This is a genomic window from Paenibacillus sp. JDR-2 (genome assembly GCF_000023585.1).
GTDB lineage: Bacteria > Bacillota > Bacilli > Paenibacillales > Paenibacillaceae > Pristimantibacillus.
The window spans coordinates 3,716,330-3,741,636 of record NC_012914.1 but is presented as its reverse complement, the minus strand read 5'-3'; the positions used below and the strand labels follow the sequence as shown (position 1 = coordinate 3,741,636).

Sequence of the window (25,307 nt, the reverse complement as noted above, 5' to 3'; positions counted from 1 at the left end):
GATAGACAAAACTATCCTTTCAAAGCGCCAATCATAACGCCTTTTACGAAGAAACGCTGCACAAACGGATAGACAATCATCATCGGCAAGGTTGATACGACAATCAGGCAGTATTTGAGCAGCTCGGCGAGTCCAAGCATTTTGGCCGAATCGGCTGTCTCGCCCATATATTCGGTGCTCATCTGACTCCGAACGAGGATTTCCCTCAGTACCAGCTGCAGCGGATATAGATCCGGCTTGTTTAAATAGAGCAGCGCATTGAAATACTGATTCCAGTGCTCAACGGCGTAGAACAGCGAGATAACGGCAATAATCGGTCCGGACAGCGGCAGCACTATTTTCCATAAAAAGGTATAATCGTTGCAACCGTCCATCTGAGCCGCCTCCAGCAGATCATGCGGAATTGTCGATTGGAAATAGGTGCGGGTAATGATCATGTTCCAAATGCTTAGCGCCACCGGCAGCCAAAGTGCCCAAGGCGAATTAAGCAGGCCGGCTCCCTTGACCACGAGATAGGTCGGGATCAATCCGCCTTGAAAAAACATGGTGAAAGCGAACAGCAGCATGAACAGTCCGCGCCCCTTCAAATCCTTTCGCGATAGCGGATAAGCGGCCAGAATCGTAATGACGACATTGATGACCGTACCGACGACCGTGTAGCCGACGGACCTCATAAACGCATGCAGGAAAGCGGGCTCGTCAAAGACAGCCTTATAGCCCTCGAGGCTGAAGCCGACCGGAAACAGGACCACTTCGCCTGCCGTTACCGCTTCCTTCGCGCTGAAGGACGAGCTGAGAATAAATATAATCGGATACAGTACGATGACCAGTATAATACTTAAATACAAATAAACGATGAAGCTGAACATGCGGTCTCCGCTTGCGTTTTTCAACGTGGAGATTTCCACTTCATTCCCTCCTGTCTACCATAAGCTTGATTGCCCCGCTTTTTTGGAAATCCGATTAACGGTTATGATCAGAATGAAAGCGAGTACATTTTTGAACAGCCCGATGGCGGACGCATAGGAAAAGTTCGGAATCATGGATTTTAGACCCATGTTATACACGTAGGTATCAATGATTTCGGACGTTCTAAGGTTCAGTGGATTCTGCAGCAGCAACACTTTCTCGAAGCCCAGATCAAACACCCGGCCTGTCTCCAAAATCAGTAGAATCATTGCCATCGGCAATATGCCGGGCAAATCGATATGCCGCATCCGCTTCAGCTTGCTTGCTCCGTCCATGACGGCCGCCTCGTGCAGAGCCGGATCGATCCCCGACAGGGCAGCCAGATAGATGATGCAAGAAAAACCCGTATGCTGCCACACATCCGACCAGACGTAAATGCTCTTGAAGGCTGAAGGCTCTCCCATCAGATTCGGTAGTTGCGCGTCAACTCCGAGCAGACTAAGCAATGCGCCAATGGGTCCGGTCTTTGGGGAGAGAAATTGCATAATAATGCCGACCATGACAACTACGGAAATGAAATGGGGTGCATAAGTGACCATTTGCACCAAATTTTTGAAACGGGCGTTTACGACGTAATTCAAGCTCAATGCCAGTATGATTGGAAACGGAAAGCTGACAAGCAGATGGTACAGACTGAGGCCAAGCGTGTTGCTCATGATTCTCCAGAACTCGTAAGAGTTGAAGAACTGGTTGAAATACTTTAAGCCGACCCATTCGCTGCCGGAAATGCCTTTGATCAGGTTGTAGTTTTTAAAGGCAATCTGGGCTCCGTACAACGGAAAATACCGAAATACGATCAGATACGCCAGAGGTAGCAGAAGCAGCGTATACAGCTGCCAGCCTCTGAGTACTCGTTTGAAGGAACCGTTCCAGCTCGTGTTACCCGCCTCCCTTCGTCATTTGCTTTTCTTGCCTGGCCAGGACTTGGGCTTACTATAGCTGGGGAGGGATATTGCGGTAAAGAGGATGGTTTGACGAAGCCTGCAATTCTTGAACCTAGGTGTGCAGCACAAGAATTGCAAGCGTTTCAAATATTGCATCTATTGCATCTAAACCGTCATTACAAGCCTTGTTGTTCGCGGTAAGCGTTGGGAGTGAGGCCGGTGACGCGCTTAAATGCCCTGCCAAACGTATTGGCGGAATGATATCCGACGGACACGGCGATCTCTCCAATTGTCAGTTTCTTTTCCGTCAACAGATGCTTGGAGCTCTCGATTCGCTTGCTCTCCAGATAATCGAAAAAATTAATTCCGGCGTATTCCTTAAATCTTCGCGACATATAAGTTTCGGTCACGTTAAAGCACTCGGTCAAATAGGTCAGAGACATTTGCGGATCGGTATACTGCTCGTCCACAACACGCAGGTATTGCTCGAAATCCTGCTGCTGCCGCTGCTGCTTATGCTCGCGGGTTAGGCGGCAGCTTCGAAGCAGCAGCCTGCGCAGGGCCAGAAATTGACGCTTGGGATTACCGTTCCATTCCTCGTGGACTAATTCTCGACTCAGTCTCTCGAGGCCAATAACCTCGGCAGACTCGGAAAGCTTAAGCACGCTGCCCGTAAAATCCATGGCAAATATCTGCAGCAAATATTCCGGCAATGCGCGGCTTCCGAAATTTTCCCGCTCTAGTTCGTCAAGCAACAGCTCCAGCTCTTTTTCATTGCTTGATTTGACTAAATGAAACAGTCTTGCCTCGACATTATCCGGATAATAATACACATGGCTTGGAATGGACATATCCTGATACCACATGACGCCGTTGTCTCCGCCGCCGACAGCCGCCCGCCGAGCTTCCCGGAAGGACCTTGCAAGATCCATGCGCTGCCTACAGAAGCTCCCAGCTGTAAGAAGCGTACGGATGCCGAATTTATCCTTCAGCTCCGCCTGCACCCGGTGCAGCAATTCATTCACCCTAGCAGCGAGCGCTTCCTTATCCTCCTCGTTGAAATGTAGCATTAGCGCGAGTCGGGCATCATCCGTTTCGTGTACGTAACAGAAGGTGTGCGTTTCGCGCTGCAAATAATCGCGGATAATCGCTTTCCTCTCATTCAGCCGGCTTACATCGCTATGGTCGTTCTCTTCGAATTCAGTGGACAAGGCCAGCAGTACCGCTAGATTGAAGCCTGCTTCTCCCCAGTCGAGCTTGAGCCCGCTCAGGAGAGCGTTTATTTCGTCCTCGGAAGCGAATTGACCGCGCAGCAGCCGGTCAAAAAACGAAGCGCGCAAGAGAGGAAGCTGCTGGCGTATTCGCACTTCCATCTCTTCATGGGTATCAATCAGACTGGAGACGGCCCGTTGAATAGCTCCAAGCGTATGACCTTTCACGCGAAACGGCTCAGGGGCATGCTTGGCAATGGCATTCATCAATCCGTGTACGGGCTTACTGCTGCGATAGGCGAATTGCAGCGCGATTAGCGCTGCCGTAATAATAAACAGAACAAGTATCGTAAGGCTGACTTCTTTGATATAGACAATCTTGTTCAGCACAATTTCCTTCGGCTGCGCGGCGACGTATACCCAGCCGTTGTAGGAAGAAGTAACGTAAGTAACCATGACTTCTTCTCCGTCGATCTTCTCCTTCTGTACCCCGTCGGAAGCAGGCAGTGCCAAGGGAACGATATTCTTCTTCCCTTCTCCATCCAGACTCAAGAGCAGGCGTCCCTCGGAATCCGCAATGTAAGCCCAACCGGTGCCAATATTAAGTCCGCGCAGGAGTTGCTGGATCTTGTCCTCCCGCAAGAGGATAAGTGCTGTTCCGCTGGAATAATCTTTATACCCGAAAGATTGCAAGTAGGTTAGTGCTGTATAAGTCCGGCCTTCGAGAACGACCTTTGAGACGGGGAGTGTTTGGCGAAAATAATAGCTCTCCGTAAGCTTGTTCAAGAAAGCCTTGTTCTCCGGATAGGAGAAAATCTGCTGGAATTTTGGCATGCTGCCTACAAAGTTGTTGTTCAATACAAGCCCATTACCGGGGAAAAACAGAAAAAAATCAAGCACGTAGTCATTTGTCGTCCAATAATCCTGCAGTTGTTCCTTCGCTCTGAGAACCTTTAGCAGATGCTTGCTCTGCAACGGATCATCAAACCTGTTCAAATTTTGAATTCCAGGCTCTTCGGCTATTTTTTGCATGATGCCATCAATCGAACGGAGCTGGCTGTCAACCGTGTTCATGCTTTGCCGCAGCAATACCTGATTGGACTGCTTGGTTTCATTCTCCAGAACGGAGGACGTTTTTTGATAGATGAGATAACCGACCGCGGATGACAGCACCATAATGATCAAAAAAGGCAGCAGGTTATTGAACAAAATTTTTGTATGCGGTTTCAAGAACGTTCGCACCTTTAATGCGCCTCCTTGTCTGATTGCAGCTCCTTGATTGGCAAGCGGCAGGATTGGCGTACCATCAATTGGGCAGGCACGACGATCATTTCGTAATCAGAGGGAATACCCTCCCGTATACGCTTTAGCAGCAGCTCAACGGCGCGCGTGCCCATTCCCGCGGAGTCCTGAGACATGACGGTAAGAAGCGGCTGAATTCGGGCAAGCATCGGAAAGTCGTCAAAGCAGGCAAGCGACAGGTGATCAGGAACCTGCATGCCGCGGCGGTGGAGTTCCTCGATGATTTCAATAGCAGCAAACTGATGGGTCAGAAGCATTGCGGTCGGATAAGGCTTGCTTTGCCGCAGTATATCCTCTATTAGCTGTCTTCCGCTCGTTTCCGGTATAAGCAAGCGTTCATCAAAGGAACCGGTCTGGCGCAGCTGTTCAACAAAGCCTTCGGTCCGCTGCGAGGTGACGGAGTTTCCCCGGTTGTCTGCAATGACAATACGTTTGTGGCCTTGTCGCAGCATATGCGCTGCAAGCTCGGCTGCCTTTTGCCGGTTGTCTGTAATGACGTGATCACCTGGGAATTGCACAGGATCGGGTTTATGGCCAATCGTTACGTAAGGAATGCCCTGCTTTCGCAGCAAATGCAGATGCTCATTGTTTTTTTCCTGTACAGGCGTCATTACTATCCCATCGACTTTGGAAGAAATCGCGGTCCGGACGTACTCCGCCTCCCTTTCCGGGCGGTCGCCCGACTGGCATAGATAGACGCGGTATCCGGCTCTCCAGGCGGCATCCTCAACCGCTTCCGCCATTAAGGCAAAATGCGGGTTGCTCAGATGGCGCACGATAAAGGCTATGGTCCGGGTTTCCTTTTTGCGGAGGCCACGCGCCACTTCGTTCGGCAAATAATGGAGTGCTTCTGCGATTTCGCGAATTAAAAGGCGAGTTTCCGCCGACATGCGGCCCGTTCCGCGTAGAGCGTGCGTTACTGTCATCATAGACACTCCGGCCCTTTCTGCAATATCTTTTAACTTAACCATAGTTTCCTCCTGCCTATTAATTTATTAAAACCCTTAATATTGATTTAACGTTAAATCTGTTCCAAGAACCCTCTTTTTTCTAAATTTTAGCACTTGTCTATTTGTTTTCCTAGACAAAATAAAGTCGATATAAACATTGAAGAGAGATCCTGTCTGTCTGACATAATTAAAAAAGCCGCAGGCTATGCGACTTTCTTTGTATCTCTATATATTCTTGTCAATGTCATCAGATAAAGGCAGCCAGGCACATTGCTCTAAAGTTTGATGATCTGTGGCTTGAGAAGGACAGGGCCAAGAAATTGTCGGCCCTCCTCTTAATTATACAAGTATTTCGATTTTCTCTTCTTGCAGCCAGAAAGAGGTTGATTTACTTTGGACATAGAGGAATAATTAGATGATATAAAAATTATAAGGTGGTGTCGATTTGGCTCAAACGGACGTAGGCATTAAGACCATCCAACTTACCATGGAAAATCGCAACAATCCTTTCTTTCTAACCGTCCTATGGGACGCTCGAGACATCGTTCTCGTCGATGCCGGGCTTCCTGGTCAAATGGAGCTAATTCGCGCCGCGTTCCAAGAAGCAGGAATTCCGTTCGAGAAACTAACCAAACTCCTTATTAGCCATCATGATTCGGATCATATCGGCAGCTTGCCCGATTTGGTACAAGCATTCGGCGACCGGATTCAAGTGCTTGCCCATGAAACTGCTATCCCTTATTTGGCTGGGGAAATCCCCCTAGACAAGAGCAAGAAGCTCGTCAGAACACCGGTCAAAGTCGACGTCGCCTTGCAAGACGGCGATATCCTGCCTTGCGCTGGCGGCATCCGCGTGGTGTTTACGCCAGGCCATACGCCAGATCACACGTCCTTCTACCATATCCCAAGCAAGACGTTAATCGCCGGCGATGCATTAAGGGCACAAGACGGCATCCTGCAGTCGTATAGCCCAGTCTATACGCCGGATCAAGTCACAGCGCTGCAATCCATAGCTAAATTTCAAGCGCTGGATCTCTCCAAGATAATTGCCTACCATGGCGGTGAATGCATGGATAACTTGCAGGATCGCCTGCAAGCTATTCTCGACGCGGGTCCGGTCGAGAATGAGTAGCCACTCCCCGGCTTTGTGAACATGGCGAAAGGACAGCTGCATAGCTTCAGCAGCAATGAAGGCTGTCTTTTCATTGCCGAATCAATTGCATCGCTAAACTTTTTAATCTTGCCACCGTTGACTCGCTTCTAAGAGTGCCCCGGAGCGTCAATAGGTGTTAGCCGAAGGAAGTTCTGGAAGCAGCCATTGCATTTAAGGCGTTCTCAAAATAGCTAAATACTTCATCTGCAATTCCCAGAAACTCTTCAACGAGTACATTACTATCTAAGTAACAAGCATACAGATAATCAACTAAAGCGGAGTCAATCTCACAATAGTTTAATATGGCATTCTTCATCTTAATAATGTCATCTTGCCATACACCTGTCTCTTCTAAAACCAAAGAGTATAATGCACGAATTAATCTCTTAGAATAACCTTTAACATATCTAGTTTTCATTGTGTTATCACTAGCATTAGAAAGTAAACTATGCATACGATCTACTTCCTCCTTGGTCTCTGTATTTAAGTCTAAAATGAACTCTGGGGAAATAATTATGGGTGGTACTTTTTCACCAGCGTCATGACCATATACGCAAACACAAATTATCTTAACCCAAAAACCCCACTCATTTGGTTTACTTAATACATCGTCAATCGAGCAAATTATCGTATCAATCTTAGTTATTACTGGATATTCTTCCAAAAGCCTATCTTTAATATTTGTCAATCTTTCGTAATCAATATCTTTGGGATTTACACATACAATAGTAAAGTCTGCATCTGACTTAAAAGGTATAGCAGTTCCTTTTGGAATCGAGCCACACATATAAATGCTATGAATCTTACCTTTAAATTCAGAAAGTATATTATCTATATACTTATCAACAAAATCCTTATATTCACTTTGTATTACAATTCTATTTATAACTTTTTCTAATATCATATAGACTCCTCCTAAATTACGAAATCTTCTTTCTTCTATTGTCTTTTGATCTTCAATCGCTCATAATCTTCAATCATTTTTCGTCTTCAAACTGTCCGATAACCGTCTTATTTACGAATTTCGATAATATTTCCATTTTAAGCAAATTAGTGACCTCCGTACATACATAACTGGTGAAAAATAATACTCTTTCCTCGTAGGGATCTCTGTCCAGACTGGAATCTATTAGGGCCATACTGTACAAATGCATTATGAACTGGGATGTCTTTGGTCGGTTCTGAAAGGATCGATTGTTGTAGAAACGACCGGAGCTGCTGCATACAGTTATTTTAACGACATTTTCTTGTTCAAGATATGGAAACGATTGTTGCTTATAACAATCGAATTCCGTATCATTTTGTCCTTCAGGGGTTCTGGTTCAAACAAAAAACCATCATTCGATTTATGAATGATGGTTTTTTGTTTGAGGGTTTAATGTACGATCTTATCTGTAACATGTAAATTTAGATATATTGCAAAAATATTAATAGTCGGTCAGATAGTTCGGGTCCTGCTTCAGATGTTTGGCAACCATAGCCCGGAGTTGCTTCGCGCCCATTAATCTGGTCGTTGCGTTGCCGAATTTCCCGAGGGTCATGACGCCGGTACTAAGTGCTTCAGGTTCGAGTTTCGTGAATGTATTGGATCCGACCCGTGCGCAGTGGCGAAACTGTGGCGTGTAGTGGCGGTCACCTTTGGGCCCGATCGTGTATAAGTCAGTTTTCTCGGCAGAAATCGTTCCGACTGCCCCATCCCATTCCTCGACCCCATGAATGAAAGTGTTACGACTAAAATTAACGCCGATCAACAGGATCAGGGCACCCCGCTGCCAAAGTTTGTGATAGGTGCCGCCCACTCCGCATGGGGTTTGCAGATGTTCCTCGCCCGCGATAAAGGACTCGGCATCCTTACCAAAGGCTGCCACTGAGTGAGTCGGGTGCAGAGAACGCACGACTCCTGGACGCTTGCGAAAAAGCTCGGTCAGCGCCCCGATGCATGTTGGCGTATACAGGTTGTCGCAGACCGGATTGTCAGTCCCGACATTGCGCCACGTATGCGCCCCCAGCACGAGCAACCCGTCCTTCATGTAGTCACTAAGCGCATCAAGCACAGTCTCCGCGCCATCCTCGACCGCTCCGATTGCCTTGTACGAAATATGGATTTTCAACGTCCCGAGCGGGTCAACGCCGATATTTTGAAGATGCTCGATCAAATCAGTCTTCGTAAACATAATGTACCTCCGTTTATTCATATAGGAGGATTTTATCACAAATAACGACATCTAGAGCCAATGTTTACGAATCTGCCGTAAACGAAAAGTCGGACGTTTAACAAATCTATTAATGGAATCCAATAAATAGGTTGCATAGCCTACTCGTTATGAAATAATGATGATTGGTAGCAATTTAATATTTCGTCTAGTTCCTGCGAAATTCTAAGCACTATATCCGATGATACGCCAAACCTTTCACTTACCACGTTTAACTCTCTTCGCTTAGACTCAATTGAGTCTACAATTTGCTTCTTAGTCATAAACCCCCCGCTATTTATTTTATAAATTTCGATTTTTGCCGATTGTACTCGATAGGCATTATTATCATTGGGATTTGGCCTTAGATTTGTTCCAGTAACTTTAACCTATCTTGCCGAGAACGGTGTAAACGAATACTTTTGGGATCCACTTGGCAGTTGAGATACATTCTGCGTTAATACAGGAGTCCAGTTCTTTCCATTCGTTGATAATAGGTAAGGACCAGCAATGGTTTACTGTAGAACAACTAAGCCCCTTTGACCCGAACAAATAGTAATACCCAGTGATAGGTAATTGACGCACCTTTAATACCTTTTGAAATATACCAAAGATTATTATTTGTTGTATAACGAGAAGAAAGGTTATTCTAATGAATCTTCATCGAACCAAATATCTTGTTCGTTATCAGTTTTATAAAATCTATAACCGTATGGTAAAGCAAAATATTTGATTATTTCTGGTCTCCTAAATGCTACTTGGTAATATGGATACCTCACTGCATCGACCGCTAATCCCTTATAAATACCTTTAGAAATAACCATCATTTGATTGAAAATCGGAAATTGTGGAGTTGCCCCGCGGTATTTTTGACATACTTGACTTTGTTCATGAACTACTTTAATTGCATAGTCTGCGCCTTCTTCAAATCCTTCACCATTACTTTGGACTTCCCATTTTTCATAGTTAAGCTTAGAAAATTCACAACATTTGAGCAGCCAAGAAGCGATTAATGACGTGCATGGGTCAATGCTTCCTGTGATTGAGAAATTAGATATTATCCCTCTGTTCTTAGATGGCAGCCTATTAGAAGAGGCGTGCCTCTGGGCACTCCTTTAATAAAGACGCCACCCGAGGGAGGGGGGGACTCCCGCCCCGATGGCGTCTTTACTCATGGATAAGTTTCTGATCAAATTTTGGCCAAATACTCGATCGAGGTTACTTGATCGTTTTCGATGACGAACCGCAATTGGGACTTGCCTTGGTCATAGACGTACAAATTCAAATTGTTGGTGAACTTGTCGCCGTAGGCTTTGATCACATCGCTTTTCTTGTTGAATAAGCTAACGCCCTCCTTAGTGGCCACCGTATCGTCGAACAGAATGACGGACGCGATATAATCGACGCCGTCCTTCTCGTAGGCATACACGTCGAAGCTGCTGTATTGGTAAATTTTATTGAGTCCCGGGAAAGCGCAGGCTTGCGATTCGAAATAACTTTGCGGTTTTCCCAATTGCTTCAAGATCGGCGCCGCTTCGGCATGCATCGGAATCGGGATGCCGCCTGCCTCAAACACGAAGCCGTCGCCGCTTGCATGTTCAGGCGTCCCGGAAGCCGGGGTCGAAGCAGCTGGCGAAGTAGAGGCTCCTTCCGTCTGCGTCAACGCGCTAGGCGACGTGGATCCCTCCTCCGTCATTTTGTTCCCGCAACCGGATAGCACCAATAAGAGGGCGATCAGCCCTATACTTGCTTTTTTCAACGTAAACACTCCTTCTTCCATTCTTATCACGTTTCGGCTTTATAGCGTTTCAGGTATCCGTATTTGGCGAGCTCGTCCAATTGATCCTGCTTCATCCGATCGTAAAAATCGATTTTCTTTTGCCAGATCCCGGTCCACGTATCGTCCGTACGATGATCTTGCAGACGATACGAATCCGCCAGGAATGCTCCGAAGTACGCAGCCAGCTTTTCCGCTCCGTATACGTTCAAGTGCAAGCCCGCGTCATATGTATCCGTCTGCAGGTCGATTCCGGCGTCGTCCATGTGCTTGAGAAAATTGATGTAGGTTAAATCGTGGGCCGCGGCGTACTGCTCCATCTGGGTATCCCACTCGTCGTACCAATGCGGGTAGATCGTCGGCGCTTTGACCAATACGAGTTGGATTCCGTTTTCCTTGCACAATTCCGTCAATCGATCCAAGTAACTATAGGCGTTGGAACCGAATCGGTAATCGGGCAGCCTCGGAGCTCTCGGAACTCTCCCCGCCGGCTTCACGTCTACTCTCATATAATACCCATTGTGGAACAACTTCTCCTTGCCGAATAAGTTCGTGAAGTCGTCTTCGCTTAATTGATCCCATCTGGAATGAAAACGCAATAAGGGCGCAAGGTAATCGACGAGATGCTCGCTTTTCATCATGGACGCTTGAATGCTCTTCAGCTTGGTTGCCGAGAGCTTCATCCCGTCCAGCGTCATGCGGTTATATTCTTCTTTTTGCGGTTCATTGTACTGCATGGCGAGAACGTTAAAGACGACGACTTTCGGCTTCTCGTATTTCAGCGTCTCTTCCAGCAAATAGTACGACTGCCAGATCAACTGTTGCGCGCTGCCTCGGATATAGCTCGTAATCCCGAATTTCTCCCACAGCGTAACCGGCGAGAAATTCTCGTACACTTCGCAGTCCCCGAGGAATATAACGTCGAAATCCTTGCGTTTCTCTTTGTAGTATTCGCCGATGAGCGAACCCTCGACGATGCCGGATACGTATTTGGGCATAAGCAGGCGTTGCAGCACATACAACGAGCCTAGCAATAGAACGATCGCGGCAGCTCCGATTATTAGCTTCTTCCGTACCAATGTCCCCACATCCCTCCTTTGAAATCAGAACTGATTATAGATGAATTGCTTCGCGTCATAACCGACGCCGTAAGCGCCGAAGACGAGGATCGAGAGGATCAGCATGCCGTAAAGCGAATACCTTAGGGCAATCGGCTGCGCCTCTATCTTCTCCCTCACGCTTCCGCTTCTTTGAAGCAAGCTGACGATTCCGACGACCGTTAGGCTCGACAGGATCAAGACGTAGTGACTAAAAGAGATGCCCAGATGAAACAACGAACCGTCGAATAAGACTCGATAATTAAAGGTCGTGAACATGGACCCGAACATCCTGAACGTCAGCGGCACGTCCATGTAACAGTCGAACAGCCGAATCGAGCTCATCAGCAGCAGCGTCCGCACGACTTGGAAAGAGCGGAATCCGAACGTATGCTTCACATGGAACTTTCCATGGAACCAATCGTAGAACGGTTCCAGTTCTTGCGAGATAAGAATGATGACGCCGTTGGCCAGTCCCCATGCGATATAGTTCCAACTGGAGCCGTGCCAGATGCCGGTGGCGAACCAGGTCGTTAAAGTCGCTAGATACACGGGCGCGCGCTTGCCGATCGCGTTGCCGAACCGCCTGCGGGAGAATTTCGACAGGGCAAGCATCGGCTTCGAGACGGACATCGGGAAGAAGACGTAATCCCGGAACCAAGCGCCCATCGAAATATGCCATCTGCGCCAGTAATCCGTGATCGACTTGGCGAAATACGGTCTTAGGAAATTTTCCTGAACCTTGACGCCGAGCACCTGGGCAATCCCGATCGTAATATCGATACCGCCGGAAAAGTCGGCCAACAGTTGAAACGCGTATAACAACATGCCAACCAAAACGTAAGCACCATTATAGTGATCGGGATCGTCGAAAATCGTTCGAACGGCGACCATCATTTGATCGGCGATGACCAGCTTTTTGAAAAATCCCCATGCGATTCGCTGCAAGCCGAACTTTACGTTGCGGCCGTCGAAGTCGTGCGGGCCGTACAACGTCTTGCCCAATTGATCGAATCGGCTGATCGGTCCTTGTATGACTTCGGGGAAAAAGGAAACGAACAGCGCGAACTTAAACAGATTGCACTCCGGCGGAAATTTACCCCTGTAGACGTCGATCAGGTAAGCCGCGCTCTTGAACGTATAGAAGGAAATGCCGAGCGGAACGGCGATCGTCCAGAAGGAAATGCCGCCTTCGCTTCCGAAAGCCCTGGCGATGAGATTGATGTTCGCGATCGCGAAATCGGTGTATTTGACGAAAGCAAGAATGCCCAAAGCCACGAACAAGGCGAGCAGCATCGGGATTCGTTTTCTTGCTTTCATCTTGGATTTGTATTCGTTGATCTCGGGCTTGGTCAATTTCTGTTTATGTTCCCGCAGATACGCGGATTCGGTCAGCGCCAAGTCGCCGATTCGGCGTCCGGCATAATAAACGCAAACCGTCGTCGCCGCGATATAAGCAAGAAATTGAAGCCCGGATAACGCATAGAACAAATAGCTGGCACAGAGAAGCAATACCCACTGGTACTTTCTCGGAATGATATAATAAACGACGAACAAGGCAACGAGAAAGAGAATGAAACCGTATGAGGTGAAAAGCATGGTCTCCCCCTATAAATCGTCGGATAGTCTGATGATTAACGCGTATAAAGCCTGAGCGGAATTGAAGTTATCCGGCGTGATTTCCTCCACGGGAATCGTCACGCCGAATTCGCCGTCGATTTCCGCAAGCAGCGTGACGATGTCGAACGAATCCAACATTTTATCCTTGATTAACGTATCGCATTGACGAAAATCGATGTCAGGGTGCATATCTTCCAATATTTTCAATAAATCATCCATGTGCTTAACTCCCCTTCTTGACGCAAGCTTCTTTGAGGTGCACGCGATCGATTTTTCCGTTGGTTGTGAGCGGCATCGCGTCTAACCGCTCAATCCGGTTAGGAATCATATACTTTGGAAGCAGCAGCTTCAGTTCCTTGACAATCGATCTGGCGTTCGTTTCGCCTACGAAGAATAAAACGATCTTCTCCGTGGTTTTGTCGTAAACGCAGCAAGCGCTCTTGATGCCTTCCAGCCGATTGACGTTCGCCTCGATTTCTCCGAGCTCGATGCGATACCCCATATGCTTGATCTGGTAATCTTTGCGAGAGACGAACATCAGCTCGCCATGCTCGTTGTATTTGCCCATATCCCCCGTCCGGTAGATCAGTTCGGGATACAGGGCGTTCAATGGATTTTGTACGAAAACTTCGTTCGTTTTAGCGAAATCCCCGTAATAACCGATCGTCAGGCAAGTGCCCCGAATGCAAATTTCTCCGGCTTCCCCGGGAGCGGCTTCGCGATCGTCCGAACCAATCAAGAGGATTTCGGTATTCCGAAACGGTCTGCCGATCGGTAAAATCTCGTGTTCCTCGAACGCCCGTTCCACCTTGTAGTAACACGACATGCCGGTCGCTTCGGTAGGGCCGTATAAGTTTACGAACTCCGCGTTAGGCAACGCGCTTCTCCACAGATTGAATTGTTTCACCGGGAATACTTCGCTGCCGAACGCGACGGTATGCAGAAATTGCGGAACCAGCTTGTCCAGCACTTTGAAGGAAGAGATCATCGTTAACGCCGATACGACCCAGCATACGGTGTTTATGCGATACTCGTTCAGGAATTCCACCAATTTGAGCGGGAACATAAACAGGCTTTTCGGGATAATATACGTCGTCGCTCCGAACTTCAGGGTCGGGAATAGTTCTTTAAAACAAGCATCGAGATACAGCGGCGTCTGGTTCCCGAATACCGTGTCTTCGCTCAGCGAGAGCACGTCGGATAAGTTTTCGATATAATCGATGACCGATCGATGATTGGCGATGACGCCTTTCGGTACGCCCGTCGAGCCGGACGTGAAGACGACGTACAACGGATCCGTGTCCAAGGCGGAAAGGCGTATTCGGGTTAATGCCTCGTCGTCGACAGGACCTTGAATCAGGTCATCGAACAGATGAACGTTCCCTTGAAAGCCGATGGCATTGGAGGTTTCCATCGTCCACTCGTCGCAGATGATCGCGCTGGGGTTTATCTTCCGAACGATCGTCTCGATGCGGGTGCGGGGCATCTCGTCGTCGAGCGGCACGTAGAAATTGCCACTGTAGATAACGCCGTAATAAGCCGCGATTGCTTTCGAACTCCTGTTCATGAATACGACGATCGGCTGCTTTTGCAAATGGTGACTGTTCAGAAACGTGCCGATCGCTCTGGACTGCCCGTACACTTCCTGGAACGTAAGGCCGAATTCGTCGTTCGCGTAAGCTATTTTGTCCGGTACTCTTCGTACCGTGTGCTCTAAATACTCCATGACGTTGAACTGCATAGGCAGACCTTCCCCTCCTTATTTAAGATAATTGCTTCTTTCTTTGAGCGGTTTGGTCGGCGTTGCCGGATGTTTGGTTTTATCGAATAGGTAGTAGTTCTTAAATTGCTTATTGAATAACGCCAGTTCTGCGTCCGTTAGAAGGAAAGTCGTATTCTTTTTGATCGTGGGAGTGGTATCGAAGTGATACCAGGCGCCTTCGACTTTGACTAGGCTCCAGTAATGTTTCGTTTTTCTGCCTTTGTCCCGGATCACGGTTTGCGTTTCGAAGCCGCTTCTCTCCATCAGCATTCTAGCGGTGGCATAGTAGACGAAGCAGTCGCCCGTACCTTGTTTAAACCCTTGAAGCGCGCCTTTCCGCCAATCGGTGTGGCTGGAACTGTCGACATAGCCGATGTTGTATTTCGTCCATTTGAAGATTGCCCATAATTTGTCGACATCCGTCATGTCTTTCGTCACAATCTTGGCAAGTATGGTATCCGCCAGTTTATTCAGTTCGTCATCGTTGAGGGGGCTCGCAGGCTTTACCTTAACCGTTACGGCTGCCTCCGCTTGGGCAACGTTGCCTGCGGCATCCTTGGCCATATACGTAATGTTGTAAACGCCGGCTTTCTTTAGGTTGACGCCACCCGTGTCTACAAGCAAAGCGACGTTCGTATCGTGATTATCCTTAACGGTTACGCCGGTTTTGTAGGAAACGCGGTCTCCGATAAAGACGGTTAAATTTTTGACTCCCGTAATTTTGGGCGGCTCCGTATCAGCCTTGGTGTCCGGCGTGGCAGCCGACGTGGCAGTCGGTGCGGCAGTGGGCTCGGCTGCGGAATTGGTATCCGCCGATATGCTGTCGATCGAGGTCCATATAACCAATGCGGCAATAAAAATGAAGAAAAATCCTAAGATGGCCTTGTTACGTCTAGCGCGTCTAGTTCGTTTAGTGCGCATGCGGCAACCCCATTTCTGTTGAAACTTTACGAATAATTTCAATTCAGTGTTCACTTTACTATAGCCAAAACCGGATTTCGGGATTCAAAATTTTTCATTTAAATGAAAATTATTGACCGAATTCTCATAGTATTAATACATGAAAAAGATGATGAGAAGATCCCAATTAGGCGTGATCGGCGGGACGGGACCAAAGGCGACATCCGTTTTTTTCGATAGAGTTATTGCATTCACCGAAGCGGAAGCGGATCAGGACCATATCGACATGATTATTTTGAATCATGCGTCATTGCCGGACAGAACGAGTTCGATCCTTGAGCGGAAAGATCAGCAATTCCTTCGGCTGATTCAAGCGGACATCGCGCTGCTCGAGCATGCGGAAGTATCGAACATCGTGATGCCTTGCAATACGGCGCACCGTTTCTTCGACGACATTCAAGCCATGACGGCTATTCCGATCGTCAACATGGTAAGAGAAACGGTCGAAGAACTGCTCGCGAAACATAAAGCGAATCGTAAGATCGGCATTCTCGCGACCGACGCCACCATTCAAACCGATATCTACTCGGATGTCCTGCGGCAATACGGCCTTGAGCCGTTCATCCCGAGTCCAAGCATGCAACAAAGCATAATGAGCATCATCTATGAAGATATCAAAAAAACCGGACATTCGGATTCTCGTGTGCTCGAAGGTATAATGACGGAAATGCTCCAGCGGGAAAAATGCGACGGCGTCGTTCTCGCGTGCACGGAATTATCTTGCATAGAATTAGGCGAATCCGTGCGGCCTTACTATATCGACGCCTTGGACGTGCTCGTGAATCGGTCCATTACGTTGTCCGGCGGTACGATCAAGCCCTCCCTAAAGATAAAGCCGCGTCAATCGAGAAAATAATGGCCTTTTCCCCCCAATCATTCATTATCTGGTGGCTTAGAAATAAACTTATAACCAATTCCGTTAATCGTTTGAATGAGCCCGTGCCATCTTCCCAGCTTCTTGCGGAGCCTTTGGATATGTATGTCAACCGTTCTGGTTCCCCCGGCATAATGAATATCCCATACCTTCTTCAGCAGTACCTTTCTGGAGTACACCTGATCAGGATTACATGCAAGCTCAACAAGTAAATCAAACTCTTTTAGCGTCAAGTCTAGTTCTTGACCATCCATCCTAACCGTCCGACTATACGGTTCAATCGATAAACCACCCATCTCAGTAGTTACTTTCTCAATTTCACTATTCTTGAAAGTTGTAAAATGACTCCTACGGTACAGTACCTTTACTCGGGCCAGCACCTCCCGAATATCAAAAGGTTTGGTCATATAATCATCCGCACCTAATTCCAAGCCAAGTACCTTGTCAACGATATCGTTTTTCACGGTCAGCAAAAGCACTCCCGGCCGTTCTTTCTGATTAAGCTTGCGGAAAACCTCGTATCCGTTCATTTTAGGCATCATAATATCAAGAATAATTACGTCGGGTTTAAATACTTCTGCTTTTTCTAGAGCTTTCTCCCCGTCAGCAGCGGTTCTGACCGTGTAACCCTCTCGCTCAAGCGCGTAAGTTATCGCACTGGAAATGCTGAAGTCGTCTTCTACAACAAGTACTTTCATCATAATAAACCCCTTTTGAACAAACTCTTGATTCCATTAAATGCTTGAAGGAGTTATATCTTTCCGTAATGCGGGTATTATGCGAAATCAGTAGCTTTAACTCTTTTGCCTGAACGAAGAATGGATTGCTCTACGAGTACATCCAAAGCATCAATGCAATATCTTTTAATATTCTTCCGCAATGGTATACTTGATAATTCCGTGCACGCAATTACGGCACAGTCGCAACCGAAGTCGCTCAGCAGCTTCTCTATGATCTCCTCGATTTCTGCCGGGTTGACATGTTGATTTTTCTTCAGTTTCTTATAAATGATACTCATGATACGTTTCTGTATTTCTTCATTCGGCTTGTATAGTTTGAGTTTCAAATTCTCGCATTCTTCGCTGTATATCCCGTTATGCAAGGTTCCATCAGTCGCCAAAATCCCCACTTTACTGCCCGATCCAAACTTATCCGCCACAAGCTTAAGTGTCTCGTTAACCATATTTATAATCGGAATGGTGGTCATTTCCTGCATCTCGTTATAAAAGCAGTGTGCTGTGTTACAGGGTATTGCAATATTGGATACACCGGCATCATGAAGGAGAGCCATATCTTTGGATATTTTATCTAAAAATAGATCCCCTTCCTTCTTTCGAAGAACATCGGTCCGGTCAGGAAGACTAGTATGATTAAGAATAACGATATTAATGTGATTCTGATCCGTATCCGCATTCGTTTTGTTTATTATTCTTTCAAAAAAAACCGAGGTAGCTTTGGGACCCATTCCGCCAATAACACCTAAGCTCCCATGTTCCATCTTCGTTCACCCACTTAGCCGCATTAGATCTTCGCGCCATTTCACTTCGTTCAGTTCATAGCGCTAAAGCAATCATGCAAAAAACATATCTCGAAAATATATACAAAATGTAACGTATTTGTAACATTTAGATTCATATGATCAATCTCTCTACATACTCAAAGGATAAAAATTCTGCGGATACTAAAAAACCGTTTCGCGGTAATTTCCGCGAAACGGTTCAGTAATTCGAAAAGACGGATTATAGGGATTATTACACCTCTTCGGCCTACCTCACAAATTCCTATTTCCGCTCTACTTTTAGAGCAGCGATATAGCTGCATGAATCGCATTTATCGATAAACAATCGATCCGGTCGTGCCTTTAACATAACCGTGATTCCGATTAATGAGACGACTAAACTTTGAGCTAAAGCTTTGGCATTTATATCCGCATGAAGTTCGCCGGTTTGAGTCCCCTTTTCATCGCTTCTTGAAATAAGACAGCTAGATACATTCTTTTCTATTCCATTGGCAGTGCCATTGGTTCGATTGCTGCTACGAGTCTATACGCTCATGCCGGTTGGACCGGGGTATGTTGGCTTGGAGCAGGCGTAAGTGCAATCGCCTTGTTGCTGTGGTTCATTACGAGCCGCTCAAAGTAAGAAATGGACAAAAAATGGCTTTGTATAGATCTTCTTGTTCTCCGACATCACGTAATTAAAGAAGGCAACCGTCGTTCTGACCGGCTGCCTTCTTCGAGGAATACTGGTGTTTACTGTTCAAGCAGGCTCTTCAACGAGCCGGAAACGACGGCGCCTCCGAATAATACCGCCTCGCGCTTTGCCCGCCGCGCTACCGCTTCCGAGGAGCAGCTGGCCTGCACGAAGACGGCGTCGGCCTTATCGCCAACCGCTGGCCATACTCGCTTGCCATTGGCATCAAGCGGAATCGTGCCCCCGGTGATAAAGCCAAGTGATTCCGCGAGCGAACGTTCGTCGGCGAAACGGTACAACTCGGCGAGCAGGCCTGCCTTCTCCAGGCAATCCCCGATGCCGAACGGCGACCAATGATCGGTGATGCTGTCATTGCCTAATTCTACTTTGACTCCCTCAGCTTTCAGCAATGGAATCGGCATGATCAAGTTGCCGAACGGTACAGTCGATGTGACGGAAATACCTAGTCCCGCAAACCGTTTCGCCAATTCAGCTGCGGCTTCGCTCGCGCCCGCAAAGCCGAACGCATGGCTTACGGTTACTTTGCCTTGCCACCCCGCCTGCTCCGTAAGATCCGCAAGCCGGTGCATCGTCGTCAAGCCGGGCTCGCCGCGGTCGTGAATATGGATGTCGACGCCCGCATTCGTTTGAACGGCGATGTCCATGATCGTCTGCAGCGATTTCTCGATATTCTCGTCGACGGTTGCCGGGTCGACTCCTCCGACATGAGTGGCACCTTGCTTCATCGCTTCCCTCACCAGCTCGATAGCATGGGAGCGAAGTAGTCCATGCTGAGGAAACGCAACGATTTCATGCGTCATTTTGCCCGCGAACGTCTCAAACGCCCGCATCGTTGCTTCCAAGTTTTTCATGCCGACGACCGGGTCGATGTTGCAGTGGGTCCGGACATGGGTAGATCCGAATCCAAGCAGCATGCCGAGCATGCTTTCCGCCCGCTGCCTAGCCGTCGGCAGCAGTTTCGGCAGCAGCTCGCGTTCTTCTTCGAACCTTCCGAAAATGCTGGATACGGGCCGCACCGCTTTCCACGGTCCGCCGTAATAGGTTTTATCGATATGGATGTGCATTTCCTTGAAAGCAGGCAGCAAGAGGAGCCCGCCCGCATCAAGCTGCGGAAGCCCGTCGCTTGGCCGATTACCGGAGGCTATGATCGCCGCGATCCGGCCATCCTCCACGCGGATATGACAGATGTCCGTATCGGTTCCGACGATGGCATCGTCTTCATAGCGGTAGCCGCTCTCCAAGCGAACGTCGACTAGCCAGTAAGCCGAATGTTTCATGTCGTCACCCCCTCTCCAAAGATCCCGAAACGATCGTTCCTTTATACATGACTGCCGGGCGTTTCGCTCTTCTGGCGACGGCCTCCGCCGAGCAGCTCGCTTCCGCGAAAACGATGCTTGCTTCGTCCCCCGGCTTTGGCCATGCTTGTCCCCCATCCGAATCAAGCGGCGTCCGGCCTCCCGTTATCAAACCGATTGTATCGGCCAGCGTTTGCTCCGTGTTATAACCAAACCGTTCCGCCAAGCGGCCAGCCCGCTCGAGAATGTCTCCGTTGCCGAACGGCGACCACGAATCGAAAATATTGTCGCACCCGACCGCTACCGGCACGCCTTTTGCGCGAAGGAACGGAACCGGCGGAATCGTTCGACCTAGCGGCACGCTCGTGATGATTGTGATGCCGAGCTCAGCCAACAGCTGCGCCGTCTCGTCCGCTTCCCGGCCTTCCATATCACCCAGTGCGAAGGCATGGCTGATCGATACTCGGCCTTGCCAGCCGGCTTCCTCCGTCAATTGCGCCAGCCGTTTGATCGTCTGAAGACCGATGCTTCCCCCGTCGTGCAGATGCAAGTCGACATCCGCGTCAGCTTCCACAGCCAGCTCCATCATCTGCTGCAGCGATCTTTCCATGTCGCCGTCCACGGTCGCCGGATCCACGCCGCCAATTAATCCGCAGCCCCGGGCCAGCGCCTCCCTGACAAGCCCGGCGGATTGCGTTCGGATAAGCCCATGCTGCGGAAAGGCGACGATTTCGACGGACAGCTTGCCCTCGAAGGCGGCAATCGCTTCCTGAATGGCCTCCAAGTGACGAAGCCCGGCCTCGGAGTAAATGTCGACATGCGTGCGCACATGCGTCGAACCTGCCCGAAGCAGCGTGCCAAGCAGCTTCTCGGCTCGATGCTTCATCGATGTCGCCAGGTCTGGCAGCGTGTTCTTCTCGATTTCGAAACGTTCGAATATCGTCGGCGCCGGACGAACCGGCCGCCAACGGTCGCCGAGCAGCGTCTTGTCCAGATGGCAATGCTTCTCGATGAAGGACGGCAAAGCGAGCAGCCCGCGCGCGTCAAGGACGGGCAGCGTTTTAGCCGATTCCGTTCCGCCGGGGTTTGCTCCGTGCGGCATCTCGCTGCTTGCAGCTTTGATTTCGGCAATCGTACCGTTCTCGATCAGCAAATCATATAAACCAGTGGTCGTTCCCGTAACGGAGCCATTTTCTTTCGAATGACCGTTTTCCAGACGGACATTCTTCAACCAATACGTTTCATGCATGATAATACCGCCTCCTACAATGATTGATATAAATATGCTACCATGAGTAAAACTAAACGAAAAATATATATATAATTAGTTTCACTTAACTTTTTCATATAGGGAAAGGAGCCGTTTCGTCCATGGACATCAGACAACTTCGATATTTTATAGCGATTGTGGAGGAAAGGAGCATATCAGCTGCCGCGCGAAGACTCTTTCTCTCCCAACCGCCAATAAGCCAACTTTTGAAAGCAATGGAAGATGAGCTCGGGACAACGCTAGTGGAAAGAAACGGAAAGAATTTAGAAGTTACGGAAGCCGGAAAAGCCTTGTATAAATATGCGTTGCAAATGGATCAGTTAATGGAAGAAGCGAAAGCGGAAGTAAAGGAAGTCGGAAACGGGGTGAACGGCAGACTGGCGATAGGCGTTAATACGTTTTCGGTTGCCGATTTGCCCGAGATCCTTCTCGATTTTCAGAGGCAATACCCGAAGATCACCTATAAAATACAGCAAAACGAGTCCGCGCATCTCTGTCGATTAGTCAGAGACCGCGAAGTCGAACTAGCCTTCATTCGATTGCCGCTCGGGCTGGATGAATTTTCGGTGCTGCATCTCTACGCCGAGCCGTTTTATTTGATCACGTCAAAGAAACAGAAACGGTTCGAACATGAAGTATCGCTTGCAGACGTTCAAAACCATCCGCTCCTGCTGCCAAGCACGCAGGGATTAGGCGTGCATTATTTGATTTTGGAGGCATTTTCCCGCCTACATTTGCACCCCAACATTGTTGGCGAATGTTCCGACATTTCGCTCTTAATGGATTTAGTTTCATCCGGCTTCAGCGCGTCGATCGTTCCGGAAACGCTGCTTAAAAGATACAAAGGATATGCAATTCATGCGCACAAAATTACCGGCGCGCCTCTAATGACGGCCCCGGTCGGATTAATATGGCTCAAGAATCACCTTTTATCCAAGACGGCACAAAACTTTATCCAGTTCTTGCAAAAGGACGGAACGATGCTATGACCATTCCGACCGATACGTAGTACGAGTATTCGGCTGACCTATAATAACTAATGCTTAGCGACACTTTAAAGTGAAAGTCATGCATGGCAACAAAACTAAATTTGCGAGAATAAATCGTTAAAAATTTCTGACATGCTGGGATGCGTATATATTCGGTCCCTTAGGTCCCTAAAGGTTTGATCGGTATCCATCGCAAGCGCAATTAAATTAATGAGCTCTGCCGCTTCAGCACCAAAAAATACGCACCCTAATATTAGTCCCGTGTCTTCATCAATGATGGTTTTAAAAAAACCGTTCGTTTGCTTTAAAATTCGTGCGCGAGGGGAAGCCGTTGCAGGCAACTTGCCTACCTTAATACGATACCCTGCCTTAAGAGCCTCCGCTTCGGTAAGGCCGACTTTCGCGAGTACAGGCGTAATAAATACGGAAATAGGTACGTTTTTGCGATCTTTCCGAGTACGCGATTTGTCACCGAACAATTGACTTCGAATGATTCGATAATCATCCAATGAAATGTAAGTAAATTGCGGCCCTCCATTAATATCTCCAATTGCCCGTATATGAGGAACGTTTGTGCGCAAGGCATCATCTACGGCAATAAAACCTTTCTCCGTGCTTTGTATTCCTGCTTTTTCGAGCATTAGGCCCTCTGTGTAGGGTTTTCGGCCGGTCGCGAAGAGAACAGCATCGACTTCAAGCTGTTGCATACTGCCATCAGACTTTTGAATCGTAATAATCGTGTCATCTCCAATGTCTTGTATCCTCTGAACTTTGCTTGAGAATATGAACCGGATCCCTTTCGACTCAAGGACTCTTTGAACTTCCTCGCGAAGATCATGATCCTCTTGTTTTAAGATTTCTTCCCCTCTCTCGATCACGGTAACTTCCGATCCGAAGTTAGCGTATATCGACGCGAATTCTAACCCGATAAAACCGCTCCCCACAATCGCCAGACGCCGAGGTAGGACGTTACAACTCAGAAGCGATGTACTGTTATAAATATGGTTGCTCTCAACCGGCAGGTCTGGCATAAAGGGTACTGCCCCCGTATTTATAAAGATCTGCTTAGCCTGTATGACAATCGATTCCTCTCCCTGTTTCTCCACCGTAACTTCATGTGGCGAAATAAAAGAGGCTTTTCCGGTAATCAACTTTACCCCGGGGTGACTGATCAGATTATCGTGATTTTTGCTTCTAAGAAAAGCAACGAGTTCTTCTTTCGATTTCCATGCTTCCTCAAACTCTTTTGCCTTAGACTCAAAATCCAACCCTTTTTTTGTTGCTTCTTCAGCTGCCTGCACCAAAGCTTTAGTTGGTATACAGGCAATATTAATACAGGTACCGCCATACATGGCTGGCGACTGTTCTACAACGGTCACTTTCCATCCTTGCTTAGCCAGAAAAGGAGCTAAGGTTTTACCGCCTTTGCCAAAACCGATAATTAATGCATCCGTTTGCTGATTGATCATATTCGTTTAAACCCCCGCAGCTTAATTCGTTATTGAAGTATCCATGCGCATTCATATTATGGTTTTTTACTCCAATAGCTTCCCTCTGATTCCCATGCCTATGCATTTATGCTAATGACCCTTTGTAAATAAGCCAGAAACTAAAAAAGAAATCATCGCTGATCAACAATCACAGTTGTTTTTGTGCATTAAACGAAAAAAAATGATACTATGTATGATGGGTAAACGAGTTTACAATAGCCTAATCATTTTAATTGCTGCAAAAGAAGGAGATTATATGAGTAACGAAAATTTTTGGCTTGATTTACCCCAGCCATTTTTTATATTAGCTCCAATGGAAGATGTCACAGACGTTGTATTTCGTCACGTGGTTAGTACAGCTGCTAAACCAGACGTATTTTTCACGGAATTTACGAGTACCGATAGTTATTGCAACCCTGCAGGAATAGAAAGTACCCGCGGACGGTTGACGTTCACGGAAGATGAGCAACCGATCGTTGCTCATCTTTGGGGCAATAAGCCGGAATTGTTTGAGCAGATGAGTATTGATATGAAAAAGCTTGGTTTTCGCGGTATCGATATAAACATGGGGTGCCCTGTACAAAACGTCGCTTCCAATGGAAAAGGTGCTGGATTAATACGGCATCCTGAAGCTGCGGCAGCCATTATTCAAGCAGCCAAGGCAGGTGGACTGCCAGTTAGTGTCAAAACAAGATTGGGTTACTCTGAAGTTGACGAGTGGCGAGGTTGGTTGACGCATATTTTGAAACAAGACATTGCCAATCTTTCTATTCATCTTCGTACAAAAAAAGAAATGAGCAAAGTAGATGCGCACTGGGAACTAATTCCTGAAATAAAAAAACTACGCGATGAAATTGCTCCAAACACGCTATTAACGATAAACGGAGATATTCCCGACCGCGCAACAGGATTAAAATTAGTGGAACAATACGGCGTTGATGGCGTCATGATTGGCCGCGGTATCTTCACCAACCCATTCGCTTTTGAAAAAGAACCAAAAGAACATAGTGCAAGGGACTTTCTCCAATTACTTCTACTACAATTGGATCTTCACGATAAATATTCAACGGAAGTCCTGCCGCGTTCATTTAAACCGCTTCTTCGCTTTTTCAAAATCTATGTTCGTGGATTTAGAGGCGCAAATGAATTAAGAATTCAATTAATGGAAACCAAGTCAACCGATGAAGTTCGTCGTTTAGTGAATGCTGTCTTAGATCAGATTGACGCATCCCTTCCAGGATCCCAAAATTTAGATTTAACGCCGGATGGTTTGCGGAATTAATACGAGTACGTCAAAAA

22 protein-coding genes are annotated in these 25,307 nt (G+C 47.6%); 4 read left to right on the top strand and 18 right to left on the bottom strand.

All coding sequences use genetic code 11. The features are described 5' to 3' along the window. Positions 1 to 11: 11 nt before the first annotated feature. The 4 genes from PJDR2_RS16515 to PJDR2_RS16500 form a co-directional block, all read right to left on the bottom strand. On the bottom strand, positions 12 to 908 hold the full coding sequence (locus PJDR2_RS16515; RefSeq protein WP_015844854.1) for a carbohydrate ABC transporter permease: 897 nt from the start codon (positions 906 to 908) through the stop codon (positions 12 to 14). Between the two features lie 15 nt (positions 909 to 923). Continuing rightward, a complete protein-coding gene (locus PJDR2_RS16510; protein ID WP_015844853.1) occupies positions 924 to 1,745 on the bottom strand; it encodes an ABC transporter permease in 822 nt (273 codons plus the stop codon). Between the two features lie 284 nt (positions 1,746 to 2,029). After that, positions 2,030 to 4,306 (bottom strand): helix-turn-helix domain-containing protein, encoded by a 2,277-nt coding sequence (locus PJDR2_RS16505; protein WP_015844852.1) that lies wholly within the window; start codon positions 4,304 to 4,306, stop codon positions 2,030 to 2,032. 2 nt (positions 4,307 to 4,308) lie between these two features. After that, positions 4,309 to 5,337 carry a LacI family DNA-binding transcriptional regulator gene (locus PJDR2_RS16500; RefSeq protein ID WP_015844851.1) on the bottom strand — a complete coding sequence of 343 codons (1,029 nt, stop codon included), beginning with the start codon at positions 5,335 to 5,337 and terminating at the stop codon, positions 4,309 to 4,311. A 424-nt stretch (positions 5,338 to 5,761) separates the two neighbouring features. Between PJDR2_RS16500 and PJDR2_RS16495 the strand changes: the two genes are divergently transcribed. Beyond that, complete coding sequence (locus PJDR2_RS16495) at positions 5,762 to 6,448, top strand: MBL fold metallo-hydrolase (protein ID WP_015844850.1); 687 nt, start codon at positions 5,762 to 5,764, stop codon at positions 6,446 to 6,448. 157 nt (positions 6,449 to 6,605) lie between these two features. On the opposite strand, the gene PJDR2_RS16490 is transcribed toward PJDR2_RS16495, so the two are convergent. From PJDR2_RS16490 to PJDR2_RS16455, 9 genes are all read right to left on the bottom strand, one after another. Continuing rightward, on the bottom strand, positions 6,606 to 7,373 hold the full coding sequence (locus tag PJDR2_RS16490) for a nucleotidyltransferase (protein ID WP_015844849.1): 768 nt from the start codon (positions 7,371 to 7,373) through the stop codon (positions 6,606 to 6,608). Positions 7,374 to 7,896: 523 nt separating this feature from the next. Next, positions 7,897 to 8,643: an AAC(3) family N-acetyltransferase gene (locus PJDR2_RS16485; protein ID WP_015844848.1), complete on the bottom strand. Its 747-nt coding sequence runs from the start codon at positions 8,641 to 8,643 to the stop codon at positions 7,897 to 7,899. A gap of 140 nt (positions 8,644 to 8,783) precedes the next feature. Then, the gene (locus tag PJDR2_RS32490; protein ID WP_015844847.1) at positions 8,784 to 8,945 is read right to left on the bottom strand and encodes an aspartyl-phosphate phosphatase Spo0E family protein; all 162 of its coding nucleotides are present in this window, start codon (positions 8,943 to 8,945) and stop codon (positions 8,784 to 8,786) included. Between the two features lie 905 nt (positions 8,946 to 9,850). Continuing rightward, positions 9,851 to 10,420 carry a hypothetical protein gene (locus PJDR2_RS16480; RefSeq protein WP_015844846.1) on the bottom strand — a complete coding sequence of 190 codons (570 nt, stop codon included), beginning with the start codon at positions 10,418 to 10,420 and terminating at the stop codon, positions 9,851 to 9,853. Between the two features lie 26 nt (positions 10,421 to 10,446). Beyond that, entirely contained in the window at positions 10,447 to 11,526 is a 1,080-nt protein-coding gene (locus PJDR2_RS16475) for an SGNH/GDSL hydrolase family protein (RefSeq protein WP_041613483.1), read from the bottom strand. A gap of 15 nt (positions 11,527 to 11,541) precedes the next feature. Next, the gene (locus PJDR2_RS16470; protein WP_015844844.1) at positions 11,542 to 13,134 is read right to left on the bottom strand and encodes an MBOAT family O-acyltransferase; all 1,593 of its coding nucleotides are present in this window, start codon (positions 13,132 to 13,134) and stop codon (positions 11,542 to 11,544) included. A gap of 9 nt (positions 13,135 to 13,143) precedes the next feature. Next, positions 13,144 to 13,374, bottom strand: a complete 231-nt coding sequence (locus PJDR2_RS16465) for a phosphopantetheine-binding protein (RefSeq protein WP_015844843.1) — start codon at positions 13,372 to 13,374, stop codon at positions 13,144 to 13,146. A 4-nt stretch (positions 13,375 to 13,378) separates the two neighbouring features. Then, entirely contained in the window at positions 13,379 to 14,896 is a 1,518-nt protein-coding gene (locus PJDR2_RS16460) for an amino acid adenylation domain-containing protein (RefSeq protein ID WP_015844842.1), read from the bottom strand. Between the two features lie 18 nt (positions 14,897 to 14,914). Beyond that, positions 14,915 to 15,838, bottom strand: a complete 924-nt coding sequence (locus PJDR2_RS16455; RefSeq protein WP_015844841.1) for a transglutaminase domain-containing protein — start codon at positions 15,836 to 15,838, stop codon at positions 14,915 to 14,917. Between the two features lie 148 nt (positions 15,839 to 15,986). Here PJDR2_RS16455 and PJDR2_RS16450 point away from each other — a divergent pair, with 148 nt between their 5' ends. Further along, a complete protein-coding gene (locus PJDR2_RS16450) occupies positions 15,987 to 16,733 on the top strand; it encodes an aspartate/glutamate racemase family protein (protein ID WP_265525054.1) in 747 nt (248 codons plus the stop codon). Between the two features lie 17 nt (positions 16,734 to 16,750). Here PJDR2_RS16450 and PJDR2_RS16445 read toward each other — a convergent pair whose 3' ends face one another. From PJDR2_RS16445 to PJDR2_RS16430, 4 genes are all read right to left on the bottom strand, one after another. Then, positions 16,751 to 17,452, bottom strand: a complete 702-nt coding sequence (locus PJDR2_RS16445; protein WP_041613481.1) for a response regulator transcription factor — start codon at positions 17,450 to 17,452, stop codon at positions 16,751 to 16,753. A gap of 74 nt (positions 17,453 to 17,526) precedes the next feature. Beyond that, positions 17,527 to 18,249 (bottom strand): aspartate/glutamate racemase family protein, encoded by a 723-nt coding sequence (locus PJDR2_RS16440; RefSeq protein WP_015844838.1) that lies wholly within the window; start codon positions 18,247 to 18,249, stop codon positions 17,527 to 17,529. A 753-nt stretch (positions 18,250 to 19,002) separates the two neighbouring features. Next, on the bottom strand, positions 19,003 to 20,241 hold the full coding sequence (locus tag PJDR2_RS16435; protein ID WP_015844837.1) for an amidohydrolase family protein: 1,239 nt from the start codon (positions 20,239 to 20,241) through the stop codon (positions 19,003 to 19,005). A 4-nt stretch (positions 20,242 to 20,245) separates the two neighbouring features. Next, positions 20,246 to 21,508, bottom strand: coding sequence for an amidohydrolase (locus PJDR2_RS16430; RefSeq protein WP_015844836.1), 1,263 nt, complete (start codon positions 21,506 to 21,508; stop codon positions 20,246 to 20,248). Positions 21,509 to 21,630: 122 nt separating this feature from the next. On the opposite strand from PJDR2_RS16430, the gene PJDR2_RS16425 reads away from it, so the two are divergent. After that, on the top strand, positions 21,631 to 22,518 hold the full coding sequence (locus tag PJDR2_RS16425; RefSeq protein ID WP_015844835.1) for a LysR family transcriptional regulator: 888 nt from the start codon (positions 21,631 to 21,633) through the stop codon (positions 22,516 to 22,518). A 95-nt stretch (positions 22,519 to 22,613) separates the two neighbouring features. Here the strand turns inward: PJDR2_RS16425 and PJDR2_RS16420 are convergent, their stop codons facing one another. After that, complete coding sequence (locus PJDR2_RS16420) at positions 22,614 to 23,987, bottom strand: FAD-dependent oxidoreductase (protein WP_015844834.1); 1,374 nt, start codon at positions 23,985 to 23,987, stop codon at positions 22,614 to 22,616. 277 nt (positions 23,988 to 24,264) lie between these two features. Here PJDR2_RS16420 and PJDR2_RS16415 point away from each other — a divergent pair, with 277 nt between their 5' ends. Beyond that, positions 24,265 to 25,290, top strand: coding sequence for a tRNA dihydrouridine synthase (locus PJDR2_RS16415; protein ID WP_015844833.1), 1,026 nt, complete (start codon positions 24,265 to 24,267; stop codon positions 25,288 to 25,290). Positions 25,291 to 25,307: the final 17 nt, after the last annotated feature.

What these genes read in the sequence shown, in the direction of transcription:
- PJDR2_RS16500 (WP_015844851.1), bottom strand. Translation starts at nt 5,337, where the DNA reads ATGGTTAAGTTAAAAGATATTGCAGAAAGGGCCGGAGTGTCTATGATG.
- PJDR2_RS16490 (WP_015844849.1), bottom strand. Translation starts at nt 7,373, where the DNA reads ATGATATTAGAAAAAGTTATAAATAGAATTGTAATACAAAGTGAATAT.
- PJDR2_RS16485 (WP_015844848.1), bottom strand. Translation starts at nt 8,643, where the DNA reads ATGTTTACGAAGACTGATTTGATCGAGCATCTTCAAAATATCGGCGTT.
- PJDR2_RS32490 (WP_015844847.1), bottom strand. Translation starts at nt 8,945, where the DNA reads ATGACTAAGAAGCAAATTGTAGACTCAATTGAGTCTAAGCGAAGAGAG.
- PJDR2_RS16470 (WP_015844844.1), bottom strand. Translation starts at nt 13,134, where the DNA reads ATGCTTTTCACCTCATACGGTTTCATTCTCTTTCTCGTTGCCTTGTTC.
- PJDR2_RS16465 (WP_015844843.1), bottom strand. Translation starts at nt 13,374, where the DNA reads ATGGATGATTTATTGAAAATATTGGAAGATATGCACCCTGACATCGAT.
- PJDR2_RS16460 (WP_015844842.1), bottom strand. Translation starts at nt 14,896, where the DNA reads ATGCAGTTCAACGTCATGGAGTATTTAGAGCACACGGTACGAAGAGTA.
- PJDR2_RS16455 (WP_015844841.1), bottom strand. Translation starts at nt 15,838, where the DNA reads ATGCGCACTAAACGAACTAGACGCGCTAGACGTAACAAGGCCATCTTA.
- PJDR2_RS16450 (WP_265525054.1), top strand. Translation starts at nt 15,987, where the DNA reads ATGATGAGAAGATCCCAATTAGGCGTGATCGGCGGGACGGGACCAAAG.
- PJDR2_RS16445 (WP_041613481.1), bottom strand. Translation starts at nt 17,452, where the DNA reads ATGATGAAAGTACTTGTTGTAGAAGACGACTTCAGCATTTCCAGTGCG.
- PJDR2_RS16440 (WP_015844838.1), bottom strand. Translation starts at nt 18,249, where the DNA reads ATGGAACATGGGAGCTTAGGTGTTATTGGCGGAATGGGTCCCAAAGCT.
- PJDR2_RS16435 (WP_015844837.1), bottom strand. Translation starts at nt 20,241, where the DNA reads ATGAAACATTCGGCTTACTGGCTAGTCGACGTTCGCTTGGAGAGCGGC.
- PJDR2_RS16430 (WP_015844836.1), bottom strand. Translation starts at nt 21,508, where the DNA reads ATGCATGAAACGTATTGGTTGAAGAATGTCCGTCTGGAAAACGGTCAT.
- PJDR2_RS16425 (WP_015844835.1), top strand. Translation starts at nt 21,631, where the DNA reads ATGGACATCAGACAACTTCGATATTTTATAGCGATTGTGGAGGAAAGG.
- PJDR2_RS16420 (WP_015844834.1), bottom strand. Translation starts at nt 23,987, where the DNA reads ATGATCAATCAGCAAACGGATGCATTAATTATCGGTTTTGGCAAAGGC.
- PJDR2_RS16415 (WP_015844833.1), top strand. Translation starts at nt 24,265, where the DNA reads ATGAGTAACGAAAATTTTTGGCTTGATTTACCCCAGCCATTTTTTATA.